18 protein-coding genes and 1 tRNA gene are annotated in these 22,680 nt (G+C 38.9%); 1 reads left to right on the top strand and 18 read right to left on the bottom strand.

Features of this window, described 5'->3' with window-relative positions:
• Positions 1-818: 818 nt before the first annotated feature.
• The 18 genes from ACYQ73_RS26870 to ACYQ73_RS26785 all read right to left on the bottom strand — a co-directional run bounded on the left by ACYQ73_RS26870 (position 819) and on the right by ACYQ73_RS26785 (position 22,078).
• Positions 819-1,091, bottom strand: a complete 273-nt coding sequence (locus ACYQ73_RS26870) for a hypothetical protein (RefSeq protein ID WP_460015249.1) — start codon at positions 1,089-1,091, stop codon at positions 819-821.
• A 229-nt stretch (positions 1,092-1,320) separates the two neighbouring features.
• Positions 1,321-2,823, bottom strand: coding sequence for a lysine--tRNA ligase (gene lysS / locus ACYQ73_RS26865; RefSeq protein WP_460015248.1), 1,503 nt, complete (start codon positions 2,821-2,823; stop codon positions 1,321-1,323).
• A 184-nt stretch (positions 2,824-3,007) separates the two neighbouring features.
• Positions 3,008-4,048, bottom strand: a complete 1,041-nt coding sequence (dusB, locus tag ACYQ73_RS26860; protein WP_460015247.1) for a tRNA dihydrouridine synthase DusB — start codon at positions 4,046-4,048, stop codon at positions 3,008-3,010.
• Between the two features lie 175 nt (positions 4,049-4,223).
• Positions 4,224-4,745, bottom strand: a complete 522-nt coding sequence (gene folK, locus ACYQ73_RS26855) for a 2-amino-4-hydroxy-6-hydroxymethyldihydropteridine diphosphokinase (RefSeq protein ID WP_460015246.1) — start codon at positions 4,743-4,745, stop codon at positions 4,224-4,226.
• Complete coding sequence (gene folB, locus ACYQ73_RS26850; RefSeq protein ID WP_460015245.1) at positions 4,745-5,110, bottom strand: dihydroneopterin aldolase; 366 nt, start codon at positions 5,108-5,110, stop codon at positions 4,745-4,747. Before folB ends, folK begins: the two co-directional genes overlap by 1 nt.
• The gene (gene folP, locus ACYQ73_RS26845) at positions 5,110-5,964 is read right to left on the bottom strand and encodes a dihydropteroate synthase (RefSeq protein WP_460015244.1); all 855 of its coding nucleotides are present in this window, start codon (positions 5,962-5,964) and stop codon (positions 5,110-5,112) included. Before folP ends, folB begins: the two co-directional genes overlap by 1 nt.
• A gap of 13 nt (positions 5,965-5,977) precedes the next feature.
• On the bottom strand, positions 5,978-6,817 hold the full coding sequence (gene pabC / locus ACYQ73_RS26840; RefSeq protein WP_460015243.1) for an aminodeoxychorismate lyase: 840 nt from the start codon (positions 6,815-6,817) through the stop codon (positions 5,978-5,980).
• A complete protein-coding gene (gene pabA, locus ACYQ73_RS26835; protein ID WP_460015242.1) occupies positions 6,818-7,399 on the bottom strand; it encodes an aminodeoxychorismate/anthranilate synthase component II in 582 nt (193 codons plus the stop codon).
• A complete protein-coding gene (locus ACYQ73_RS26830) occupies positions 7,396-8,805 on the bottom strand; it encodes an anthranilate synthase component I family protein (RefSeq protein WP_460015241.1) in 1,410 nt (469 codons plus the stop codon). The genes pabA and ACYQ73_RS26830 overlap by 4 nt, the downstream gene beginning before the upstream one ends.
• A 310-nt stretch (positions 8,806-9,115) precedes the next feature.
• Positions 9,116-10,045, bottom strand: coding sequence for a cysteine synthase A (gene cysK, locus ACYQ73_RS26825; protein ID WP_460015240.1), 930 nt, complete (start codon positions 10,043-10,045; stop codon positions 9,116-9,118).
• Positions 10,046-10,546: 501 nt separating this feature from the next.
• Positions 10,547-11,518 (bottom strand): peptidyl-prolyl cis-trans isomerase, encoded by a 972-nt coding sequence (locus ACYQ73_RS26820; RefSeq protein WP_460015239.1) that lies wholly within the window; start codon positions 11,516-11,518, stop codon positions 10,547-10,549.
• On the bottom strand, positions 11,502-12,383 hold the full coding sequence (gene hslO / locus ACYQ73_RS26815) for an Hsp33 family molecular chaperone HslO (RefSeq protein WP_460015238.1): 882 nt from the start codon (positions 12,381-12,383) through the stop codon (positions 11,502-11,504). The genes ACYQ73_RS26820 and hslO overlap by 17 nt, the downstream gene beginning before the upstream one ends.
• A gap of 21 nt (positions 12,384-12,404) precedes the next feature.
• Entirely contained in the window at positions 12,405-13,172 is a 768-nt protein-coding gene (locus ACYQ73_RS26810; protein WP_460015237.1) for a type III pantothenate kinase, read from the bottom strand.
• 935 nt (positions 13,173-14,107) lie between these two features.
• Complete coding sequence (locus ACYQ73_RS26805) at positions 14,108-14,911, bottom strand: aldo/keto reductase (protein WP_460015251.1); 804 nt, start codon at positions 14,909-14,911, stop codon at positions 14,108-14,110.
• Between the two features lie 179 nt (positions 14,912-15,090).
• Positions 15,091-17,115, bottom strand: coding sequence for an ATP-dependent zinc metalloprotease FtsH (gene ftsH / locus ACYQ73_RS26800; RefSeq protein ID WP_460015236.1), 2,025 nt, complete (start codon positions 17,113-17,115; stop codon positions 15,091-15,093).
• A gap of 527 nt (positions 17,116-17,642) precedes the next feature.
• Positions 17,643-18,185 (bottom strand): hypoxanthine phosphoribosyltransferase, encoded by a 543-nt coding sequence (gene hpt, locus ACYQ73_RS26795; protein WP_132364364.1) that lies wholly within the window; start codon positions 18,183-18,185, stop codon positions 17,643-17,645.
• A gap of 64 nt (positions 18,186-18,249) precedes the next feature.
• On the bottom strand, positions 18,250-19,656 hold the full coding sequence (gene tilS, locus ACYQ73_RS26790) for a tRNA lysidine(34) synthetase TilS (protein ID WP_460015235.1): 1,407 nt from the start codon (positions 19,654-19,656) through the stop codon (positions 18,250-18,252).
• A gap of 28 nt (positions 19,657-19,684) precedes the next feature.
• Positions 19,685-22,078, bottom strand: coding sequence for a SpoIIE family protein phosphatase (locus tag ACYQ73_RS26785; RefSeq protein ID WP_460015234.1), 2,394 nt, complete (start codon positions 22,076-22,078; stop codon positions 19,685-19,687).
• A 518-nt stretch (positions 22,079-22,596) separates the two neighbouring features.
• Here ACYQ73_RS26785 and ACYQ73_RS26780 point away from each other — a divergent pair.
• A tRNA-Gly gene (locus ACYQ73_RS26780) sits at positions 22,597-22,671 on the top strand.
• Positions 22,672-22,680: the final 9 nt, after the last annotated feature.

Below are 22,680 nucleotides of genomic sequence, written 5' to 3'. Positions count from 1 at the left end.
TTAGCTCAAATTGTTTTGCTGGCATCATGTTTGATGTCCAAAATTTTGTTTCGTTCACTAACTCAAGGTTAGTTACTAAAAACTTTATTGATTACGTTTTGCTTGTTCAGTTTTCAAGGTTCATTTTGTTGTTGTTTCGTTTCAACAACTTTTATAGTATAACATTTCTTGTTTTCGTTGTCAACTCTTTTTTAGAAGCTTTTCAACTTCTTTTCAAAAGCAGCAACTCTTATATAATATCACTCTATGATTTCAATGTCAACATCTTTATTTAATGTTTTTTGAACCACTTCGTTTCTTACGTCGTCTCAACGACAAGTAATAATTTATCATGATTCCAATTCAACCGCAAGTGTTTTTTGCTAAAAAATTATCTTTTTTTATAAATATAGAATGAGTGAGCTATTTTACGATTTTTCGAGCACTAAATAATTCTTATAATCTTCTAGCTATCTCTTTATTTGTTTTACTATACATCTCTTTCTCATAAATCTCAATAAAATCAATTATGCCTCGGTATAATTGCGTCCGGAATCGGCTTTGTGCTTGCTGAAAGAAAGTTAAATAAGAAGAGTATCTATATTAGTCTTTTTTCAAGGATCCTTTTTAAAGCTTCCCTTAGTAAAGCATCAAAGATATCAAATACACATCGGGACGCACCATTGCCCTAACAAATACTCATGAAAAAAGGAGCCAAAGTGGTTCTCCTGCACCTCTTGACTCCTACTTATTCATGTTTGTTACTGATAACTTTATTGTTCTGCTACATAAAACATTTACTGAAAGAAGTTAAACTTAAACCTAAAAATCAACTAGTTTTAATTATTTTGTTTATCAGCTACATCTAGGCACCAAGCGAAATTATCCCACGCAGAATACCAGCCGCTGAAAATTTCAGAGGAATCATCCCAACGGACATCGAATTTCTTCTGACCGTCTATATCCACTAAATATAAAGTAAGAGTTGGATCTGCCTTAGAAACCGCCAATTTCATACCATGTTCAAGCTCTTCCTCAGTTAACAGAACATCTGAAACTGAGCGTACTTGTGCCTGTTCAAATACTTGTTTGTTAAAGATTTTATAATTCATTATAAGCCTCCAATAAAACTTTTGATAATGTCTATTTCTATTTAATGTGCAAATTATAGAACTCTAAAAGTATACCTTAAATTCATTCATCATTTAAATACTCTACTTAATTCTTTCTAATTTAAACTTTTAAATATTTACTATTTCATTGCAGAAGATGCAAAACAGGAGTCTTAGTGCTTCTTCCGCACCTCGACTCCTGCTTATTCAAGATAACCTTTTAAAACTATTACTTAGTAGTATGACGCATTGTTGGGAATAATAATACGTCGCGAATTGAAGGTGAATTTGTAAGAAGCATGATTAAACGGTCGATACCAATACCTAATCCACCTGTTGGAGGCATACCGTATTCTAATGCTTCAATGAAATCATTGTCCATTTCGTGTGCTTCATCATTACCAGCTGCTTTTTCAGCTAACTGAGCTTCAAAGCGCTCACGTTGGTCAATTGGATCATTTAGTTCTGTAAAGGCATTTGCATGCTCACGACGAACGATAAATAATTCGAAACGGTCTGTGAAACGCTCGTCCTCTGGGTTTTTCTTTGCTAGAGGTGAGATTTCTACTGGATGACCATAAACAAATGTAGGCTGAACAAGAGTCTCTTCAATCTTTTGCTCGAAGAACTCGTTAATAATATGCCCTACTTCATGTGTTTCTTTCACTTCTACTCCGTGTTCTTTAGCAAGTGCTTGAGCTTGTTCCTTAGTCATCGGTTGCCAGAAGTCTACACCTGTAGCTTCTTTTACTGCATCTACCATATGAACTCGTTTCCAGCCTACAGCAAGATTAATTTCATCTTCACCGTATTGAACTGTAGTAGTGCCCAAAACTTCTTGTGCTACATGAGCAACAAGGTTTTCAGTTAGAGACATAATATCTTTGTAATCTGCATAAGCTTCATACAGCTCTATCATTGTGAATTCAGGATTGTGGCGTGTTGAAATCCCTTCATTTCGGAAAACACGACCAATTTCATATACTTTCTCTAGTCCACCAACAATTAGACGCTTTAAATGCAGTTCGATTGCAATACGCATATATAATTCCATATCAAGTGCATTATGGTGTGTAATAAACGGACGAGCCGCTGCACCACCAGCTATTGTATGAAGCATTGGTGTTTCTACTTCTAAATATCCTGCATTATCTAAATAATTGCGAATAGCACGGATAATTTTAGAACGTGTAATGAATGTTGTTTTACTATCCTCATTCGTCATTAAATCTAAATAACGTTGACGGTAACGTTGCTCAACATCTTGTAGGCCATGGAATTTTTCTGGCATAGGGCGTAAAGCTTTTGATAGGAATGTAAATCCTTCAGCTTTTACTGAAAGCTCTCCTACTTGTGTTCGGAATACATTACCACGAATACCTACGATATCGCCTAAGTCAGCTTGTTTAAATAATTCATATGCTTCTTCGCCAACATGATCCTGACGAACGTAAATTTGAATTTGGCCACCTAAATCTTGAATATGTGCAAAGCCAGCTTTTCCTTTACCGCGTTTCGTCATAATACGACCCGCAATAATTACCTCTTGTAGGTTTTCTTCTAGCTGCTCTTTCGTTTGATCTGCAAATTGTTCACGCACTTCTGTTGATAAATGCGTACGTTCAAAACGACTACCAAATGGATCTTGACCATTTTCTCGAATAGCCGTCATTTTTTGGCGTCTCACCAAAAGCTGATCATTTAATTCTTCTATGTTTGACACTTGTTTCACTCCTTATTAAATTGTCCGCGTTGCGTTTACGTCCATAATATTTCTATTGTACACAATTTTATTGCTGTAATCATCTGTTTCGTTTTAATTTCCATAAGAGAAGAAATGATTAATAATTCTAAAAATTAACGTTAGCAGAAAAATAGACGTCTCAAAACGAACAGAGAGACGTCTATTTTGTATATTAAAGAATTAATTCTTTTGCTTCTGGTACTATTAATTTAGATTCAAGCTCTTCATAGTCTTGTACAATTCCATTTAATAGCGCACGAAGCTCTACAGCAGTTTCTGTTTGGTTAATCGCTTTACGCGCTTTACCATTACCACGAATACCTTTTAAATACCATGAAGCATGTTTACGCATTTCACGTACCGCCACACCTTCTCCTTTTAATTGCATAAGGCGTTCAAAGTGAAGCAAACACACATCAATTTTTTCGCGTACACTTGGCTCTTCCTTTAACTCACCAGTTTCAAGGTATTGAACTGTACGATAAATCATCCATGGATTACCTAAAGCAGCGCGTCCAATCATTACTGCATCCACCCCGGTAGTATCAAGCATACGTTTTGCATCTTGCGGAGTTTCTACATCGCCATTACCAAGCACAGGAATTTTCACATTTTCCTTCACTTGACGAATGAAATCCCAATTCGCTTTTCCTTCGTACATTTGTACACGTGTACGTCCATGAACAGCTACTGCTGAAGCACCAGCACGTTCGGCAGCTTGTGCGTTCTCAACAGCAAAGATATGCTCGTCATCCCATCCAATACGCATTTTCACGCTGACAGGTTTTTTTACTGCATCTACAACAGCCGCTACCATTTCATATAATTTATTCGGATCTAAAAGTAAACGGGCGCCCGCTTCACATTTAATAATTTTATTAACTGGGCAACCCATATTAATATCGATAATATCGGCAGTTGTGTTTTCATCTACATACTTAGCCGCTTCCACTAGCGTTGCCTTATCACCACCAAAAATTTGCAATGAAAGTGGATTTTCACGCTCATCGATATAAAGCATGCCTAGTGTTTTTTCGTTCTTCTGGACAATCCCTTTATCACTAATCATTTCTGCATATACTAGCCCTGCTCCGAACTCCTTAACAGTTAAACGGAAAGCAGAGTTACAGATTCCTGCCATTGGCGCTAATACGACACGGTTATCCATGATTATATCGCCAATTTGAAACGGCTTCTTAGTTGTCTGACTCAACGCTGTTTTCCTCCTTCTATAGGTTTTCACCTATTCCATATATATCAATCGTTAATGCTACGCAAACCAATTATGCCTTTGCATGATGGCATCCGAATTCGGCTTTGTGCTTTGGCCTGCAGATGTTATAGGCAGTTCAATACATCAGTTATCTTTGACCACTGGAATTAGAAACTTAATTTACGGACTGCATAATTTTCAGCTCTGCTGATGCTCGCCATAAAGTTACGCCTTCCTCTTCACAATTCATTTGTTGCATTATATCATGTGCCTTTTGCAGTTGTTGTCCAACTGGTGCAGGCGTAATTTCTATTAGTGGTACTAATACGAAAGCTCGCTCATACATTCTTGGATGCGGAACAATTAAGCTCTCTGTTTCAACATTTTCGTGATTGTAGAGTAGAATGTCAAGGTCTATGATTCGAGGACCCCATCGAAATTCACGAACACGCCCAAGTTCGCTTTCAACCCATTGGCAAATGTTCAGCATTTCGGAAGATGAGTAAATCGTTTTAATATGAACAGCAATATTTAAAAAATCTGCTTGGTCCGTGTAGCCTACAGCAGCTGTTTCATAAACAGAAGAAATGTGTACAACTTCAATTTCCTCTTTGCCCTTTAAAAGAGCAACAGCATGTTGTAGGTTTTCAAATCGATCCCCCATATTTGTACCGATCGATAAATACACATCATTCATTAGTATTCACCTCTCGTTATCTCTACCGATACTTCTTTATAATAGCCATGGATTGGTGGGTCTGGTTTAATAAGCTCCACGCGAACTCCCTTAACCTTTTCTGAGTATGTCTCTAAAATACTGTTTGCTATTTTGGATACAAGCGCTTCAATAAGCTTGAACGGCTCTCCTTCTACGATATCACGGCATAACGCATAAACCTCTGCATAGTTCACCGTATAATTTAAGTCATCCGTCTCTCCAGCCTTTGTCATATCTACAGCAAGCGAAACATTGGCACGGAAGCGTTGGCCGAGTGTTGTTTCCGCTGCTAAAACGCCATGATAGCCGTAAAACTGCATATCCTTTAAATGAATATAGTCCATCACGCTTCCTCCTTATAAATACGCTTACCAACTAAAATATCAGCCATATGTGTAAATCGTGCCATTTCCTTTACATCATGCACACGAATCATATGGCAGCCTTTTTCAATACCGTAAACAACTGTTGCTCCTGTACCTTCTATACGCTCCTCAACAGGCAGCTTTAAGACATTACCAATCATTGATTTACGTGAAGTCGCTAGCAAAACAGGATAACCCATTGCTACTAAATCCTCTAAATGCTGCATCATTTCTATATTTTGAGCGGTAGTTTTCGCAAAGCCTATGCCTGGATCTAAAATAATATGATTGTCTGGTATACCTGCATTCCGAGCAATAGCAATACTCTTCTCTAAGTCAGCCTTTGCCGTCATCCAGAAATCAGTATCATAATTAGTGTTGTCTCGATTATGCATTAAAATAATCGGTACATTTGAATCTGCAGCAACCTGAGCAATCTCAGGCTCAGCCTTCGCTCCCCAAATATCATTAATAATATGCGCACCCGCTTCAATGGCTGCACGTGCTACGTTCGCTTTATACGTGTCAACTGATATAACTGCTGGCACTTCAGCTACTAAAGCTTGAATAACTGGTACAATTCGTGCAATTTCATCTTCATCGGAAATACGTTCATAACCTGGGCGTGTTGATTCTCCGCCAACATCAATAATTTTAGCGCCATCAGCTACCATTTTTTTCGCTTGCGCAACAGCAGCTTCAACGTTATTGTACTTTCCTCCATCTGAAAATGAATCCGGTGTGACATTTAAAATACCCATCACAAAAGTTTCTGCTGTATAGTCTAACGTGATCCCGTTAATAGTTAATGGTGTTGTATATTTTTCAAGCATGTTAACTCTCCTTCTATTCTTGTTCCACTTCATTGACAAGCTCTTCATGTAAACGCGAATAAACAGGCCCTTTATTGCCTAATAACGACTTGCTCTCTAATTTAAGAATTGGAACAAGCTCTTGTATAGAGTTAGTAATAAAGCACTCTGAACTTTGCTCTACAACCTCTTTAGTAAAGAAGCCTTCTTGTACCTTAATCCCTAGAGATTGTGCTCGCTCAATTACCCATGATCGGATAATTCCAGGTAAAATACCAGTCTCTAAGGAAGGCGTATATAGTATATCATCTTTCACCCAAAAGATATTTGATGTTACACCTTCAGCAACAAAGCCATCTTTCGTTAAAAAGAAGCCCTCTTGTTGCGCCAAAGATGGCATCTCAAAACGTCCAAGAACGTTATTGCCATAATGGTGCGATTTCACTCGAAGTCCTTTTTCAGGAGTATTACGTGGTGTTACAAGCCACTGTGCGTTTTTTTCCATACCTCGAGGTGTATCATGTAATTCTTTGCGAAAAACAATAACATTCGGTTGTCTATATTCAGTAGGCTGCAATCCGATACTATGCTCTCCAGCTGAGACATTTATACGGAAATATCCATCCTGTCCATTGGCCTGTTCATTTAATTGCTGAACAACCTTTAGTAAATCCTCTTCCGTATACGGCATATGAATACGATATTGAGAAAGCGCGGTTTGCAACCTTTCCATATGTGCTTCCCCGTAAAACACTTTGCCCTTATACGTTCGAAACGTTTCGAAAAAGCCTAACCCGTATAAAAATCCATGATCAAATGGTGAAATACGCAAATCCTGCGCCGCTATGTAGTCTCCATTCATCCAGCACAGCATTTACTTCGCTCCCTCAACATACAAATCTATAAATTGACGTAGAAGCTTTTTACCTTGCTCCGTCATAATCGATTCAGGATGGTATTGCACTCCCTCAATTGGATAGTCCTTATGACGAATACCCATAATTTCGCCTTCTTCTGTCCATGCCGTCACTTCAAAACATGCTGGTAACGTTTCCTTTTCTACTATTAAGGAGTGATAACGAGTAGCTGCAAATGGATTTGGCATCCCCTTATGCAAACCTATTTCAGCATGTAGCACCGGTGATGTTTTACCATGCATCAAACGTTCAGCTCGTATAACATTCCCTCCGAATACTTGAGCAATGGCTTGATGACCAAGGCAAACGCCTAAAATCGGAATATTTCCCGCGAAATACTTAATAATGTTCAGGCTTTCACCCGCTTCATTCGGGCTACATGGTCCCGGAGAAATGACAATCATATCTGGTGCAAGCTGCTCAATATCTTTCACCGTTAATACATCGTTTCTTTTGACCACTAATTCATGTCCAAATTCCCCAAAATATTGTACAAGGTTATACGTAAAAGAATCGTAGTTATCAATCATTAAAATCATTTTGCTCGCTCCTCTGCCATTGCCTTTGCCTGCCACATCGCCTTCGCTTTATTTAAAGATTCTTGGTATTCTCTTTCCGGAACAGAATCAATAACAATGCCTGCTCCTGCCTGAATATGTGCTACTCCATCTTTAACAAATGCTGTACGAATAACAATATTAAATTCCATATCACCTGTGAAGCCTAGCCAGCCAATTGAACCCGTATATAATCCTCGTCTAACAGGTTCTAATTCTTCAATAATCTCCATCGTACGAATTTTAGGTGCACCTGTTATTGTTCCTCCTGGGAACATGGCGCGGATAACGTCTGCATTGGTTTTCCCTTCAGCTATTTCTCCTCGTACATTGGAAACAATGTGCATCACGTGTGAATAGCGCTCAATCACCATGAACTCATCTACTTCAACCGTCCCATATGTAGATACTCTCCCTAAATCATTGCGCTCTAAATCAACAAGCATTACATGTTCAGCACGTTCCTTTTCGTTATCAATCAATTCTTGCGCTAACGCTAAATCCTCAGCCTCGGATTTTCCTCTTGGTCGTGTACCCGCGATTGGTCGAGTTGACAACTCATTACCATGACGCTTCACCAAAAGCTCAGGTGAACCAGAAACGACCGCAAAATCCGGTGCTTCTATATAAGCCATGTAAGGCGAAGGATTAAATGCACGTAATGCTTCATAAACATCCATTGCAGTTGCGTTTAACTTTTTAGATTGACGTACCGACAAATTCACTTGAAATACATCGCCTTGCGCTATGTATGTTTGGATTTTACTTACCGCTTCCTCAAAGGCAGTCCCAGCAAATGATACTAACAATTCACTTTCGTCATTTACTATTTCGACAGCGCTTGTTTTTTCAAATTTACGCGTAAGCAATCCTTCTTGCGCTGCCCCTTGCCACACATTAGCCCATTCTTCCAAATCTACATGACAATCAGCTAGCTTCATAAGCGTTACTTTATTTGTTTTCACATCGTGTACTGCCCAGCAATCAAAAATATAAAAATAGATATCTGGTATATGTAAATCATCTACAGCAGTATTAGGTAACACTTCAATTTTACGAGCGTAATCGTATGAAACAAACCCGATAGCTCCACCTTGAAAAACAGGAAGCTCCGCATTATATGAAATGTGATAGTTCTCCACTAATTTCTCTAACAAAGCAAGAGGTTCACCGTTTAAATTTTCTGTCTCACCATTTCTCCAATTTACAAGTAAACCATTCTCGCTCGATTGTGCTATAGCTAGCGGATTCCAAGCAGCTATTGTAAAATTTCCTCCTCGTCCACTTTCTAAAAATACATGTGCTTGTTCTGCTTCAATTTGCTTCTTATAACTATAAAAAAACGAGTCTGCATCCATCGATATTGTTTTCGTCAGTATTGTCTTCAAGTTGCTATTCCCCTTTAAGTCATATGATGTGATTCCATCTTAACTTGAATATTGCCTGGAAGCGAATATTTTTCAATAGCCACGTAAAATTTAATTACCGAATATTTCTACATCAGATTGATCATGAACAAATATGCTAAAGCGCTCATTTACATCCGAAAAAAAGTTGGAGAACCCGAAGCAAAAGCACGCGCTCCACCTCTTTTGCGAACGAAACACCTCGTAATCCATAACTTAAAAATATTTAATGATTCTTTAACAAATAAAAAAGACTCCTCGTTAAAGGAGCCCTTCCATACAAATAATTAGATTAGTCTTCAAATTGATATAAAGGTGTTGATAAATAACGTTCCCCATTAGAAGGTACGATTGCAAGAACATTTGAGCCTTTACCTAAACGTTTTGCTGCTTCAATCGCAACATGAATAGCTGCACCTGATGAAATACCACATAAGATGCCTTCTTCACGTGCTACTTTACGAGCTACATCGAAAGCAATTTCATTTTCAACTGGGAATACAGAAGAATACACATCTGTATCTAACACTTCAGGTACGAAGCCAGCTCCGATACCTTGAATTTTATGAGGCCCTGGTTGGCCACCAGAAAGTACTGGTGAATCTTTTGGCTCAACAGCAATAATTTCAATCTCTGGATACTTCTCTTTTAGCACAGCACCCGCACCCGTAATTGTACCACCTGTACCAACACCAGCAACAAATGCATCTAATGTTAAACCTTCAAAGGCTTCTACAATTTCTGGACCAGTTGTTAAACGGTGAACAACAGCATTGGCTGGGTTCGTGAATTGTTGTGGTAAGAAGTAGCCATGCTCAGCAGCTAATTCCTCCGCCTTAGAAATTGCACCTTTCATACCTGCTGGTCCAGGTGTTAATACAAGCTCTGCACCATATGCACGTAATAAGTTACGACGCTCTAAGCTCATTGTTTCTGGCATTACTAAAATCGCTTTATAACCTTTAGCAGCAGCAATCATCGCAAGACCAATACCCGTGTTACCAGAAGTAGGTTCAATAATTGTACCACCAAGCTTTAATGTACCGTCTTTTTCAGCCGCTTCAATCATCGCTAAAGCTAAACGGTCTTTCACTGAGCTACCCGGGTTAAAATATTCTAATTTTACATAAACAGTACCTTCGTTTTCACCTGTTGCATGATTTAATTTAACAATTGGCGTTTTACCAACTAATTCAGCTACTGAGTTTGCTAATCTACTCATTTATCAATCCACTCCTAATCCCTACTATTTTTATAGGTTTTACTTATTTTTGATTTTATCAATTTTTCCATTCGATTGTCAATAAATATAACTTATATTTTCAGAATATTTATTACTTCGCCTTATCGTCATAACGGTCAAAGGTTATTGGCCAACATTTGCGAATGAAGGGAAACAAAAATCTGCTCAATATCCCGGAGTGGCCATTACTCTGTTGACGCAAAACGTCTGCAGGTTTCCCTGGCTCACTTTTCCCGCAGATATCTTGCAGATTCTTTAACTTCTTTCAGCAAACGTTTTTTGTAGCGAAAGCGTAGCGACAGGTACAGATGTTTTTCGTAGCGAAAGCGAAGTGACAGATACAGGAGTCTCCCACCTCTATAGATGGTGAGCTGAAATAGAGGAACTCAGGCTAAGAACTTCACATCCTGTGAAAACGCCTGAGTGACCAACATCGAGTTGGCCCAAAGCCTCCGGCGGATGTCACTTCAGAGCAATCTGTTATTTACCTTTTTTCGCTTCTCCGTAATACCAAGTCGCATTGAATTCAGACCAAAATGATTCCGGTGTAACATGTTGTGGCAATTGCTCTAACGCAAGCTCACGTTCAATATGTTCTTTCACATCGTCATATGTAAAGGATTGTCCTTCGGTTATCTCTTGAACTTGTACAATCCCGTAATGACCGTTAGCAAGCTTAAATGCTTTACTAACCTCATCTGCTTTTAAAGCCTTCACTGCTTTTAAAATGGCAGGATCGACATTTTCCTGTTTTTCTGTGAGGAAACCAATATCTCCGCCTAAGCTAGCTGAAGCACTGTCTACTGAAACTTCACGTGCTAGCACCGAAAAATCAGCGGGATTTTTTAATTCTCTTAATGCTTCTTCAGCAGCTTTTTTTGAATTTACTTCTATAAAATTCGTACGATAGCTTGTTTTCGTATTGTACAGTGCCTGATTTTCCTCATAATATTTTTCAATACTACCTTCTTTTATAACCACATCTTTTGTCAGTACCTTATCTAATATAAGCTGAGAGCGAATTTTTTGTCGCAATTGCTCTGATGAAAGGTTTTGCATTGCAGTATCAAATTTATCTTGAGCAGAGCGCATTAAGGCTAACTCTAAATCAATCTCCTTATCCGTTACTTGTAGTTTAAACTTTTCAGCTGCCTTTTCCATCACTGATTCATTCACTAAATTTTGTAGCGTCTCTTTACCATAGCGTTCTTCCATGGCAACCATCCACTCTTGACGTGTAATAATATCCCCGTCAACGGCAGCGACTTGCTCGTCGCTACCAATTTCCTGGTCTTTATTAGGAATTAACCAAGTTATAAACCATAAAATATTTCCTAATAATAAGATTGCAATAACTGTTAATGCAGGTTTTGTCTTCAGACGACGTTGCAATAAGGGCGTTTGGTTGGGCGTTGCAGCGGATAAAGGTCGTCGATTACGCGTTGAGCTCATCGATGAATCCTTTTAACTCTTCTTTTGAGAAGTGGTATGTTTCTAAACAGAAGTGACATTGTGCTTCTGCTTCCCCATCTTCTTCAATCATTTCACGAATCTCCTGTGTCCCTAACCCTAAAATCGCTGCACCAAATCGCTCTTTTGAACATTGACATTTAAATTCTACCGGCATGGAATCTAAAATTTGCAGATGACCGTTTCCTAATACAGCTTCTAAAATTTGCTCCGGTGTAAAACCTTTTTCAATCATTTTTGAAACAGGCTCTATAGTAGCAAGATGCTGCTCAATTTCATCGATCGTTTCTTCCTCACAACCTGGCATTAATTGAAGGATAAAGCCACCAGCTGCAAGAATTGTGTTATCTGGATTTACTAAAACCCCTAATCCAACTGATGAAGGCACTTGCTCTGATGTAGCGAAATAGTAAGTAAAGTCCTCAGCAATTTCACCCGATACAATTGGCGTTTGTCCAGAGAACATGTCTCTTAAGCCAAGATCTTTTACGACCGTTAATGAGCCCTCTGCCCCAACACCTGCTCGAACATCAAGCTTACCATGCTCGTTTAAATCGAAATGAACGTGGGGATTTGTTACAAAGCCACGTACTTCACCGTGCGCGTTACTGTCAATTACGATTGGACCGATCGGACCGTTCCCCTCAATTTTAACAGTGATTTTTTCCTCACCTTTTAACATGGCACCCATCATCACCGCAGCAGTCATAGAACGACCAAGGGCTGCTGACACAACAGGCCATGTATTATGGCGACGTTGTGCTTCTCCTACAGTTGTTGTTGTACAAGCTGCAAAAACACGAACCTGTCCGTTGAATCCTAAACCTCGTACTAAATAGTCTTTCATAAATGAAATGTCCCTCATTTCTTATTGATTGCGTTTATATAGCTTATATAAGCCTTTTAATGTTAAAAACGGATCGACTACATCAATAGTTTGCGTCTCACCAGCAATTAAATTTGCTAATCCTCCAGTAGCAATTACTAAAGGCTCTTCCTTACTTTGTGCTTTCATGCGATTAACAATTCCCTCAACTTGCCCAACGAAGCCATAAAAAATCCCGGCCTGCATCGCAGATACGGTTGTCTTTCCAACAATATGTGTAGAGCGCAATATTTCAATACGCGGCAATCTAGCTGCCTGTGTATAAAGCGCCTCCGTTGAAATCGAAATACCCGGAGCGATAGCACCGCCCATATAATCGCCCTTTTCGTTTAAATAACAATATGTTGTGGCCGTACCAAAATCAACAATAATCAGTGGTGCTTTATAAACATCGAGAGCTGCAATAGCGTTCACTATGCGGTCTGAGCCAACTTCACGCGGGTTTTCATATTTAATATTCAACCCTGTTTTCACACCTGGTCCTACAACGAGCGGTTTTTTACGAAAATACTTTTGACACATCGTTTCTAACGAAAACATTATTGGTGGTACAACAGAGGATATAATAATACCTGTAACCTGTTCAAATGAAATGCCTGCATGATTAAAGAAAGATAATACTTGCATTGCGTATTCATCTTCTGTTTTATGAAGGTCAGTCACCATACGCCAATGGAAGGCCAATTGATCGTTGTCATCATAGACACCTAATACGATATTCGAATTTCCTGCATCTAAAACTAAAATCATGGTTGATGCCTCCTATTTATTGCCCTTCATCGTAATTGTACCTGTCACTACGCGATTGATACAACTAAAACAATGCATATTCATGCACAAAAAATCAAGATCAATTATCCCTCGGCATAACTGCGTCCGGAATGGATTTGCGCTTACACAAAGAAGTTAAAACACTTTAGAAAATGATACCACATTTTTATTACTATGAAATAGCATACATGCTCACTGTAAAAAGGAGAAACTCTCGTTGTTAGGTAGCTCCTTTCAAATTAAATCTAATACTAAAAAGTGCAGTTGATTTCCGTTCCAGGCTACTCGCTTTCCTGTGGGCGAGCGACGAGCCGCTCCCTCCGCTTCGTGCAGGGTCTCGCCTGTCTCGCTTTCGCACAGACGACACCCTTTTGCCATAAAACTGCATGTCAGGGGATACTTGCTATGTGAATCAGTTGATTTATGTTCCGACTGGGCAAAATAAATAAAGTAAAAGGATTCACACACAAGGTGGATGTCGATAAATTTCAGAAGTTGGTTGATAAAACATGAAAGTTAGTCGATAAAATTCGAAAGTTGGTTGATAAAAAGTGAAAGTTGGTTGATAAAAAGTGAAAGTTGGGCGATAACAACGTAAAAGTGTTCCGACAAACCTTATAAGTTGGTTGTCATTTTATTAAAACGTATGTTATGTAAATTGGTTGATTGGAGTGGAGGTTTGGCGACTCCTTGAGGCTCAGCATCACCCCCTCGATTTGCCGAAGAGCCATTACTATAAAAAAGGAGCCACCCTCTTATTAGGTAGCTCCATTCGTATTATCTTCAATTAAATCTTTTACCAAAACGTGGGGTTGATTTCCGTTCCAGCTGGACGCTTTCCTGGGGGCGCCCATCCTCCACTCCAATCAACTGTACATGGTATACATATTATCAAATGGCATCCCCACTATTGGTTATGAGCCAAAATTAAATTTTTCTGGGTCTGGTCCGCAACGTAGTCCATCATTTAGTGCATCTAACTGAGTCATTTCTTCCTCGGCTAATGCAAAGTCAAAGACCGTTAGATTTTCCGCCATACGTGCAGGAGTCATTGTTTTTGGAATAGTGACTACACCATGCTGCACATCATAGCGTAACACAATCTGTGCTGGTGTTTTGTCATATTTAGAAGCTAGTTGCTGAATCAATAATTCTTCCAACAAAGAACCATTCATTAGTGGTGACCATGCTTCTACCTGTATTCCTTTTTCCTTACAATAGGCACGTACTTCCTTTTGAGTTAAGTGCGGATGGAATTCAATTTGATTAATAACAGGAACAACTGATGTTTCCTTTAATAAATTTTCTAAATGGTGAACATGGAAATTACTAACACCAATTGAGCGTACACGGCCATCCTGATAGATTTTTTCAAGCGCTTTATAAACATCAACATAATTTGTATCTACACCTGGCCAGTGAACTAAATATAAATCTAAATAATCTAATCCTAATTTCTCTAAACTACTATCATAAGCTGCAAGTGTTTCTTCATAGGAAAGCCCATCATTCCAAACCTTTGATGTTACAAATAGTTCTTCACGTGTTACTAAGCCCTCGTCAATTGCTGCACGAATTCCTCGTCCAACACTTTCTTCATTGCGATATACTTGGGCTGTATCAATGCTACGGTAACCTTTTGCAATAGCTGTTTTAACCGCCTCAGCCAAGTCATCTCCTTCAGGCACTCGAAAAACGCCATAGCCGATTAACGGCATCTCTAAACCATTATTCAATGTTACATTTCCCACGTTACAACACTCCTATCTATTTTGGTCCTAAAAAATTAAGAACCTATATACGCAGCTGCGTAATATAGATTCTATCGTAATACCTATTACCGAAAAAAGGCAAAGAAAAAGACTGCTTACTAAAATCGTAAACAGTCTTTCCCATATTAATCACGCTTTTCATCGATACCTTTTGGTGTATCATCCGATTCTCTACCTTCTTTAGGTAAATCAGCTGTTGTTGGATCCGGCTCATTGCTAAGCAATTCTTTTTGAACAGCCTGTTCACCAACTACATCCAATATTGGTTGAGCTTCAGCTTTAGGGGCTTTTTCCACAACCGGTTCTACCTCAGGTTCCGGTAAGACACCGTGATCACGTAAGTGCTCGATTTCTTGCGCATTCAATGTTTCTTTTTGCATTAATGTGTTTGCAATTAAATCAAGTAAATGACGTTTTTCAGTTAGGATTCGTTTAGTACGCTCATATTGTGAATCAATAATTTTTTGCATTTCTTTATCAATTTCATAAGCGATTGAATCAGAGTAATTTTGATCTGAATTAAAGTCACGACCAAGGAATACATTCCCACCCTGACTTGAACCAAACTGCATTGCACCAAGATTTTCACTCATACCATATTCAGTGACCATGGCACGTGCAATACTTGTTACCTTTTGGAAGTCGTTATGTGCCCCAGTAGATACTTCGCCAAGTACGATTTCCTCTGCTACACGACCACCAAGAAGTCCAGCAATACGGTCTAATAGTTCTTGTTTTGTTGTGAAGAAACGTTCTTCCTTCGGTAACATAATCGCGTAACCTCCCGCTTGACCACGAGGAACGATTGTTACTTTGTGTACTGTATCTGCTTCATCTAGCTCTAAACCAACGACTACGTGGCCGGCTTCATGGAAGGATACAAGTTTCTTTTCTTTCGCTGAGTAAACGCGGCTAGCTTTTGCTGGACCTGCAATTACTCGGTCAGATGCCTCATCGATATCTGCCATATTAATTGTACGTTTACTTTTACGAGCCGCTACAAGTGCAGCTTCATTTAACAAGTTCTCTAAATCGGCACCTGAGAATCCAGGTGTACGTTGTGCAACAGCTGCTAAATCCACTGTATCCGATAAAGGCTTGTTACGCGCATGTACTTTTAGAATCGCTTCACGGCCTTTTACATCAGGGTGTCCTACTGTAATTTGACGGTCAAATCGACCAGGACGTAATAACGCTTTATCTAAAATATCTGGGCGGTTTGTTGCAGCGATAATAATAATACCTTCGTTTGCTCCGAAACCATCCATTTCAACAAGCAATTGGTTCAGTGTTTGTTCACGCTCGTCATGGCCTCCACCAAGACCTGCGCCACGTTGACGACCTACTGCATCAATCTCATCGATAAAGATGATACAAGGTGCATTTTTCTTTGCATTTTCGAATAAGTCACGAACACGTGATGCACCGACACCGACAAACATTTCTACGAAGTCAGAACCTGAAATCGAGAAGAATGGTACGCCTGCCTCACCTGCTACCGCTCGTGCAAGTAATGTTTTACCTGTACCAGGAGGACCTACAAGCAAGATACCCTTTGGAATTCGGGCACCAATTTCAGTAAATTTACGGTGATCCTTTAAGAAGTCAACAACCTCTACAAGCTCTGCTTTCTCTTCATCAGCACCCGCTACATCTGTAAAACGAACTTTTTTCTTCTGATCGTCATAAAGTTTGGCTTTACTTTTACCAAAGCTCATCACTTTATTACCGCCACCTTGAGATTGACTCATTAGGAAGAAGAATAAGAATATGATAATGATGAAAGGGATAATCCCTGTAAAGAACTGAATCCATCCACTTGTTTCTGGCGCTGTTAAATATTTAATATTACTATTCTTATCCTTAGCAGCCTCATCGATGCGGTTCAATAAAGATTGGTTATCACGAGGGATATTCGCTGTAAAGCTTTGCCCCTTCTCATACCCCTTCATCGTACCCTCAACGATGTATACTGATTTATCAGGTTGAATTGTAGCACTTGTTATTTCTTTCTTATCTAGAGCATCTTGAAACTCAGAATAAGTTAACTCTTTCGTCGGCGCATGTCCACCGTTGAAAGTACCAAATATACCGATAATCACTAAGAAAATCAGTAAATAGAATATGGTATATCGAAATATTCGATTCATCTCCAGCCTCCTCATTACAAACAGAAAAATTATAAGTAAAATCTTAACATATCATGATTTCATCATACAACGAAAAGCCCTACATAAAAAAAGTTTCGTCCGATTTTTGTCGAAATCGAAAAATATTTATGTATTTATTAAGTATGTTCCAGCGTAGTTGTATCTAACAATGTACCTAGATTTTTGAATTATGATCAATTATGCCTCAGCAAAATTGCGTCCGGAATCGGCTTTGTGCTTAATTGCCACAGGACATGGCGTTCTTAGACTGCGTTCCACTATTTCAGCGGATGTTTGGACACCCGCTGAAAAGAGTGACTTAAAACTGCATTCATCACATCACCTATAGAAGTGAGAGACCTCTGTACCTGACGCTGCGCTTTCGCTACAGAAAACATTTGTAGCTGACGTTTCACTTTCGCTACAGAAAACATTTGCTGAAAAAAGTTAAAAAAATAAAAATCTATGACCTTCGCTTGAGGTTCTTACCTTTCATAGCTGGTGTTCTTTCGTTAACTTCTTACTTGTTAGAAAGAATAAACTGCTGGCTTTAAAATGCCGATATACGGTAAATTACGGTATTTTTCTGCGTAGTCTAAACCATACCCTACAACAAAACCATCTGGCACTTCAAAACCAACATAATCAGCACCTAAGTCTACTTTACGACCTGATGGTTTATCTAACAATGTAACAATTTTGATGGATTTTGCTTTGCGGTATTTAAATAAGTCTACTAAATAGCTTAACGTTAAGCCGCTATCAATAATATCCTCGATGATTAATACGTCACGTCCCTCAACGCTTGTATTTAAATCCTTTAGAATTTTAACTTCCCCTGATGAAACTGTAGCATTGCCATAGCTAGAAACATCCATAAAATCTAGCTCAATGAAAGAATCGAAACGTTTCATCAAGTCTGTCATAAAAGGCATTGCCCCTTTTAAAACACCAACAGCTAACGGGAATGAATCTTTGTATTCCTCTGTCAATTGTGCCCCTAACTCAGCGATTCTTTCTTGTAATTGTTCTTCTGTAATCATAACTTTTTCGATGTCATTTTGTAACATAGCGATTCCTCCTCGTGTGTATAAAAAAATGTTCAACCATTTGCGGTGAAATTTTACAAAGACCTTAGTCTACGATGAGCACTGTATCATCGTTTGGTTGCGGAGAGGTTGAAAAAAACATTCCCATACGCACACCAATTACCGCTACGACCTCATCAGATTGAGAAATCAGTAACGGCCAGCTATTTCGCTCATTTAAAGGAATCTTTTCATCTATAAAAAGGCGAGATAAGCGTTTAGGCTGATCCATTCCTTTTAACAGTATTCTGTCCCCTTCCTTACGCGCCCTAACATAGAGTGGAAGTTTGAGTTTGCTAGCGTTAAAATAAAAAAGTTGTGCAGTATCCGTCAGCATTTCAGACGATAAATCAGGCAACTCGACTACGCATAAACGTTCACCATTCGTCAGTGTTGTCCACCCATTAGCAGTCGAAATAATCTTGTTCTCAGGAGAAGCTTCACCTTCTAACGGCTCTTTCTTCTGAATCGTTAATTTTCCGTAACGGCGAACTGCTATAAAATCTTCTGGTAAGTGAACTTCAGCATACCCTGCTGTCGTATCACAAAGCTTTGAAATTGAAGTCAATAAAGCATAACTTTGTATCGTATTTGAATCTTTGTAAAGATAGTTTAATAGTATTAAAATGAGCCTCCTTTGTAAAGCAAGTGGCACCAATTGAAGAGCCTTAATTTCCATGCTATATGTATTTCCGTCTTTTCTTTTTACTGTTCTAGAAAATACATCCTCCGCTAATGTCATTAAATAGGCATCATCTTCTTGCAATTGTTTTGTAAAATGGGTTACCTGCTCTGTTACTCGTGGGTTTTCTGCCTCCAACAAAGGCACCACATGATGTCTAAAACGATTACGTACATAGGTGTCCTTAGCATTGCTAGCGTCTTCCCGGTAATCTAAACCTTGCTTAAGTAAATATTCCCTTATTTCCAACTTTGTAACCGTTAAAAACGGACGAATTAATGTTTTTCCTTCAAAAATACGTTGTGTACGTATACCTTGCATACCATTTATCGTTGCATTTTTTGTCAGGGCCATTAATACTGACTCCAGTTGGTCGTCCGCATGATGTGCAGTTACAAGCTTGCTAGCATTTGTTTTTTCCATGACCTCTTTAAAATATTGATACCGCTCTCTACGACAAATAAGCTGTGTATTCCCATTTTCTGAAGCCATAATCTCTGGTATTGGAATTGCCTTTGCATATAAGTATACACCATACTCATCACAATATTTCTGGACAAAAGCTCTGTCCTCGGCAGACGCTTCACCTCTTAGCATATGATCAACATGTACGGCTCCTATAGTAATTCCCCACTGCTCTTTTGTTTTGACAAAATAATGGAGCAAAGCCATAGAATCCACTCCACCCGAAACGGCGATGAGAAGATGGTCGTCTTGCTGCAATAATTGCTCTTCTTCGATAATTTTTTTGACCTTTAATTCAAGTGACAAACGCTTCTCCTCCCCTTTTCGTTCTCTTTTATGATGAATTGCTCATAGAGTGTTGAACTGGCCTAAATACAGCCCACGTAGGTACAACATGTGTAACCTCTAGCATCAATACAGTGCAATCGTCTTCAATGGCATAGTAAGATTGGAAAGATTGCATAATCGTTGTTAGTTTCTCCTGGATTGTTTTAGTAGTTCCAGCTACTTGCTGCGCATACGCTAAAAATACCTCTTCTTGCTCGTCCCAATCATCAACACTCGAAAATAATCCATCAGAGTGCATCAAAATTACATCGCCTGCCTTAAGCTTTCTTTTTTCAGCCTCGACTGCTGAAATGGATAAAAAACCTACAGGCGCTGCATTACTTTCAACCTTCAGCACCTCTTTCCCACGTAAAATATACGTAGACATTCCCCCGGCCTTCCACGACCATAAATCACCGTGTTGTAAATCGACAAGTGCAAAATCAAGCGTTGCATACATATCATTTTGTTGCTTTAAGGACATGACATAATGCAACGTATGCATCGCAGTCTCTGGGTTCATATTGTAATTTAAACATTCTCGCATTAAGTGTATTAACTTTCTACTCTCATGCTGCGCTTCTTTACTCTGACCCATACCATCTGACAATAAAATTGCAAATAGTCCTGGATGTAATTGAAATAATGCATGGGAATCGCCGGAATATAACGTCGCATCTTTAGACATGCTATATATATCATACTCTACTTCAAAGCTAATAGCTGATCTAAAGCTTACTTGAATGTGACGAAATGGTATATCGCTTGCTACTACTTTTTCAATTTCAAATGGTTCTTCAAAAATATCATATAAAATCGGCAATATCATCCGTTCAGCTACTGTTGTGTCTTCCTCCCAATTGACTCGTGCTGGTGCTAAAGCACAGACAATTTTTCGTGCTCCAGGCTTATTACTAAGCACATCTAGTTGAAAACATTCAATATTAGCATCTTTTAATCGTTGAGAAATGTCCTTCTCCACACTAACAAATGAAATCGTTTCTTCTTTCATCTCCGCTATTAACTGATTTAGATGATTGCTCATATCACGTAGCTGAAGCGCAATCATTTTCTTACCATGAAAATACTGACCATTAATGCGCTCTCTGTACAGCTCCGTTTCCAATTCCTCGAAAATTTTTGTTGATTTCACACATTTATAGCGTATTTGCTCTTCGACATGATGAATACCAGAATCCTTACCAACACCTTTCATATGGAACCAGTCTGTCATGAGCTTGTCCATTCCGTTATTTTGCGCTCCCCAACAGCGATCATAGCGGAAACAGCTTAAGCATGTATTCATCGGTGACACTTCCTTGGCCTCTTCTATCGGGGCCGTCATAAAACGCTCAAACACAAGCTCCTTCATAAATTGTACAAAATGCTGGAAATGCTCTAATTTAAACGTAACATGCTCCGTTAACCAATTTTGACGAGCGAGTAGGACCTCCTCACGCTGCGGAAACAGCTTGTCCCGCACCTTTTCAGAATATTTACTTGGGATAGTTATAAAAACGATACTCCCAACAACAATCGATGTAAAATAAACGCTGTCTAACGGCAATGTTGCATCGTAAAATAAAAAAAACACACTTGGCAAAATGCTGCCAATTGCTACACCGAATCGTCCAACACGAGCCCCCATCCCGGCACACAATCCTGTTAAGGTGGCTACAGACAGCATACCCGTAAATGAAAGTTTTGCAACACCAATGAGAGTCCCGAGCACGGCTCCGATAACCGTCGCTAATGGTACACTTCCTACTAACGCACCGAAGCAAATAAATAGTTGTAATAAAAAAATGGGGAGTGAAAAATAGCTAATGACAATCGTTTGCATCCCTGTAAGCATAGCAGCAAATACAACTAATCCAGAGCCTAGCTTCTCATAAGTCCAATGACTCGTAAACCATTCATGAGAATTGACAAACAACACTTGCATAAACAGCGTCATAATAAGAGCTAAAGCCGCTTCACAGCCTACATAAAATTGCACAAGCACCGGGGGTAAACCTTGATACATAACTCCCTGCCACATTATCTGCACAAGTAGTACCGCTAAAGATACTGCTATACTTTGTGGTAGTTGCCAATAACGGAAGCGCATAATACATTCATACAAGACAATCTGCAACGCTAAAATGAAGACTTGTCCAAGACCAAGGAAAAAACATCCTATCAAGCCACCGAACAAAACATATTTGGCATATTCTTTATATTTCGTTCGAATAATTGCCCAAAAAGGAATCGAGAAAGGTACGGCTGCTTCAAATACCACAGACTGAGCTAAAAAGAAGGATGTTAAAAAAAATAAAGAGCCTATTAACAATTGCCTTTTTTTCACTCCTAATTTCTGTTCATCTACACTTGCCGTGTTATGCCATTCAATACTCGTCATTTCACTATCCCCTTTCAGCACTTTTGGAGCTATTATAAGAAATTATGTATGGAAAGATTGTCTGACGGTGACAGAAAAAAATATAAAAATTTCGACGAATACATATGCATAAATACGAGAAATGGCAACAATTTCTACAAAAATGATAAGCTGCACAACATTATAAACTTCTCTTTCTATATAATTTGTTTAAAAATTACGAAAATTACACAACTCAGTCCCACCGTTGTTACAAAAAAAACGTTAAAAATTTTTGCTGCGGGAGGTCTAGTGAATGTTCGCCTCCTGCAGCGAAGCGGATGTTTTCTGTGCGAAAACGTAGCGTTAGCGACAAAGCGCCTAGTCGGAACGGAAATCAACCACACGTTATGGTGATAAGCTATCAAATACTCTCTCTTCTTGTTAGCAAATCTTTAAATAATTAATAAAACCATATATTTTTATTAATTTTTTTAAAAAAACCACTTGACGTTAGTTACAAAGGCATGTATTATATAACTTGTTGCTTAAGACAAAACGCGGAAGTAGTTCAGTGGTAGAACACCACCTTGCCAAGGTGGGGGTCGCGAGTTCGAACCTCGTCTTCCGCTCCATAATCTATA

This window comes from Lysinibacillus sp. CTST325 (genome assembly GCF_054665055.1).
This window is presented reverse-complemented; position numbering and strand designations above follow the sequence as displayed.

Bases quoted from the DNA above. Each gene is read 5' to 3' on its own strand.
- hslO (WP_460015238.1), bottom strand. From the start codon at position 12,383: ATGAAAGACTATTTAGTACGAGGTTTAGGATTCAACGGACAGGTTCGT.
- folP (WP_460015244.1), bottom strand. From the start codon at position 5,964: ATGCTTGAAAAATATACAACACCATTAACTATTAACGGGATCACGTTA.
- folB (WP_460015245.1), bottom strand. From the start codon at position 5,110: ATGGACTATATTCATTTAAAGGATATGCAGTTTTACGGCTATCATGGC.
- pabA (WP_460015242.1), bottom strand. From the start codon at position 7,399: ATGATTTTAATGATTGATAACTACGATTCTTTTACGTATAACCTTGTA.
- ftsH (WP_460015236.1), bottom strand. From the start codon at position 17,115: ATGAATCGAATATTTCGATATACCATATTCTATTTACTGATTTTCTTA.
- folK (WP_460015246.1), bottom strand. From the start codon at position 4,745: ATGAATGATGTGTATTTATCGATCGGTACAAATATGGGGGATCGATTT.
- cysK (WP_460015240.1), bottom strand. From the start codon at position 10,045: ATGAGTAGATTAGCAAACTCAGTAGCTGAATTAGTTGGTAAAACGCCA.
- ACYQ73_RS26810 (WP_460015237.1), bottom strand. From the start codon at position 13,172: ATGATTTTAGTTTTAGATGCAGGAAATTCGAATATCGTATTAGGTGTC.
- ACYQ73_RS26805 (WP_460015251.1), bottom strand. From the start codon at position 14,911: ATGCCGTTAATCGGCTATGGCGTTTTTCGAGTGCCTGAAGGAGATGAC.
- ACYQ73_RS26820 (WP_460015239.1), bottom strand. From the start codon at position 11,518: ATGAGCTCAACGCGTAATCGACGACCTTTATCCGCTGCAACGCCCAAC.
- ACYQ73_RS26870 (WP_460015249.1), bottom strand. From the start codon at position 1,091: ATGAATTATAAAATCTTTAACAAACAAGTATTTGAACAGGCACAAGTA.
- ACYQ73_RS26785 (WP_460015234.1), bottom strand. From the start codon at position 22,078: ATGACGAGTATTGAATGGCATAACACGGCAAGTGTAGATGAACAGAAA.
- pabC (WP_460015243.1), bottom strand. From the start codon at position 6,817: ATGCTGTGCTGGATGAATGGAGACTACATAGCGGCGCAGGATTTGCGT.
- hpt (WP_132364364.1), bottom strand. From the start codon at position 18,185: ATGTTACAAAATGACATCGAAAAAGTTATGATTACAGAAGAACAATTA.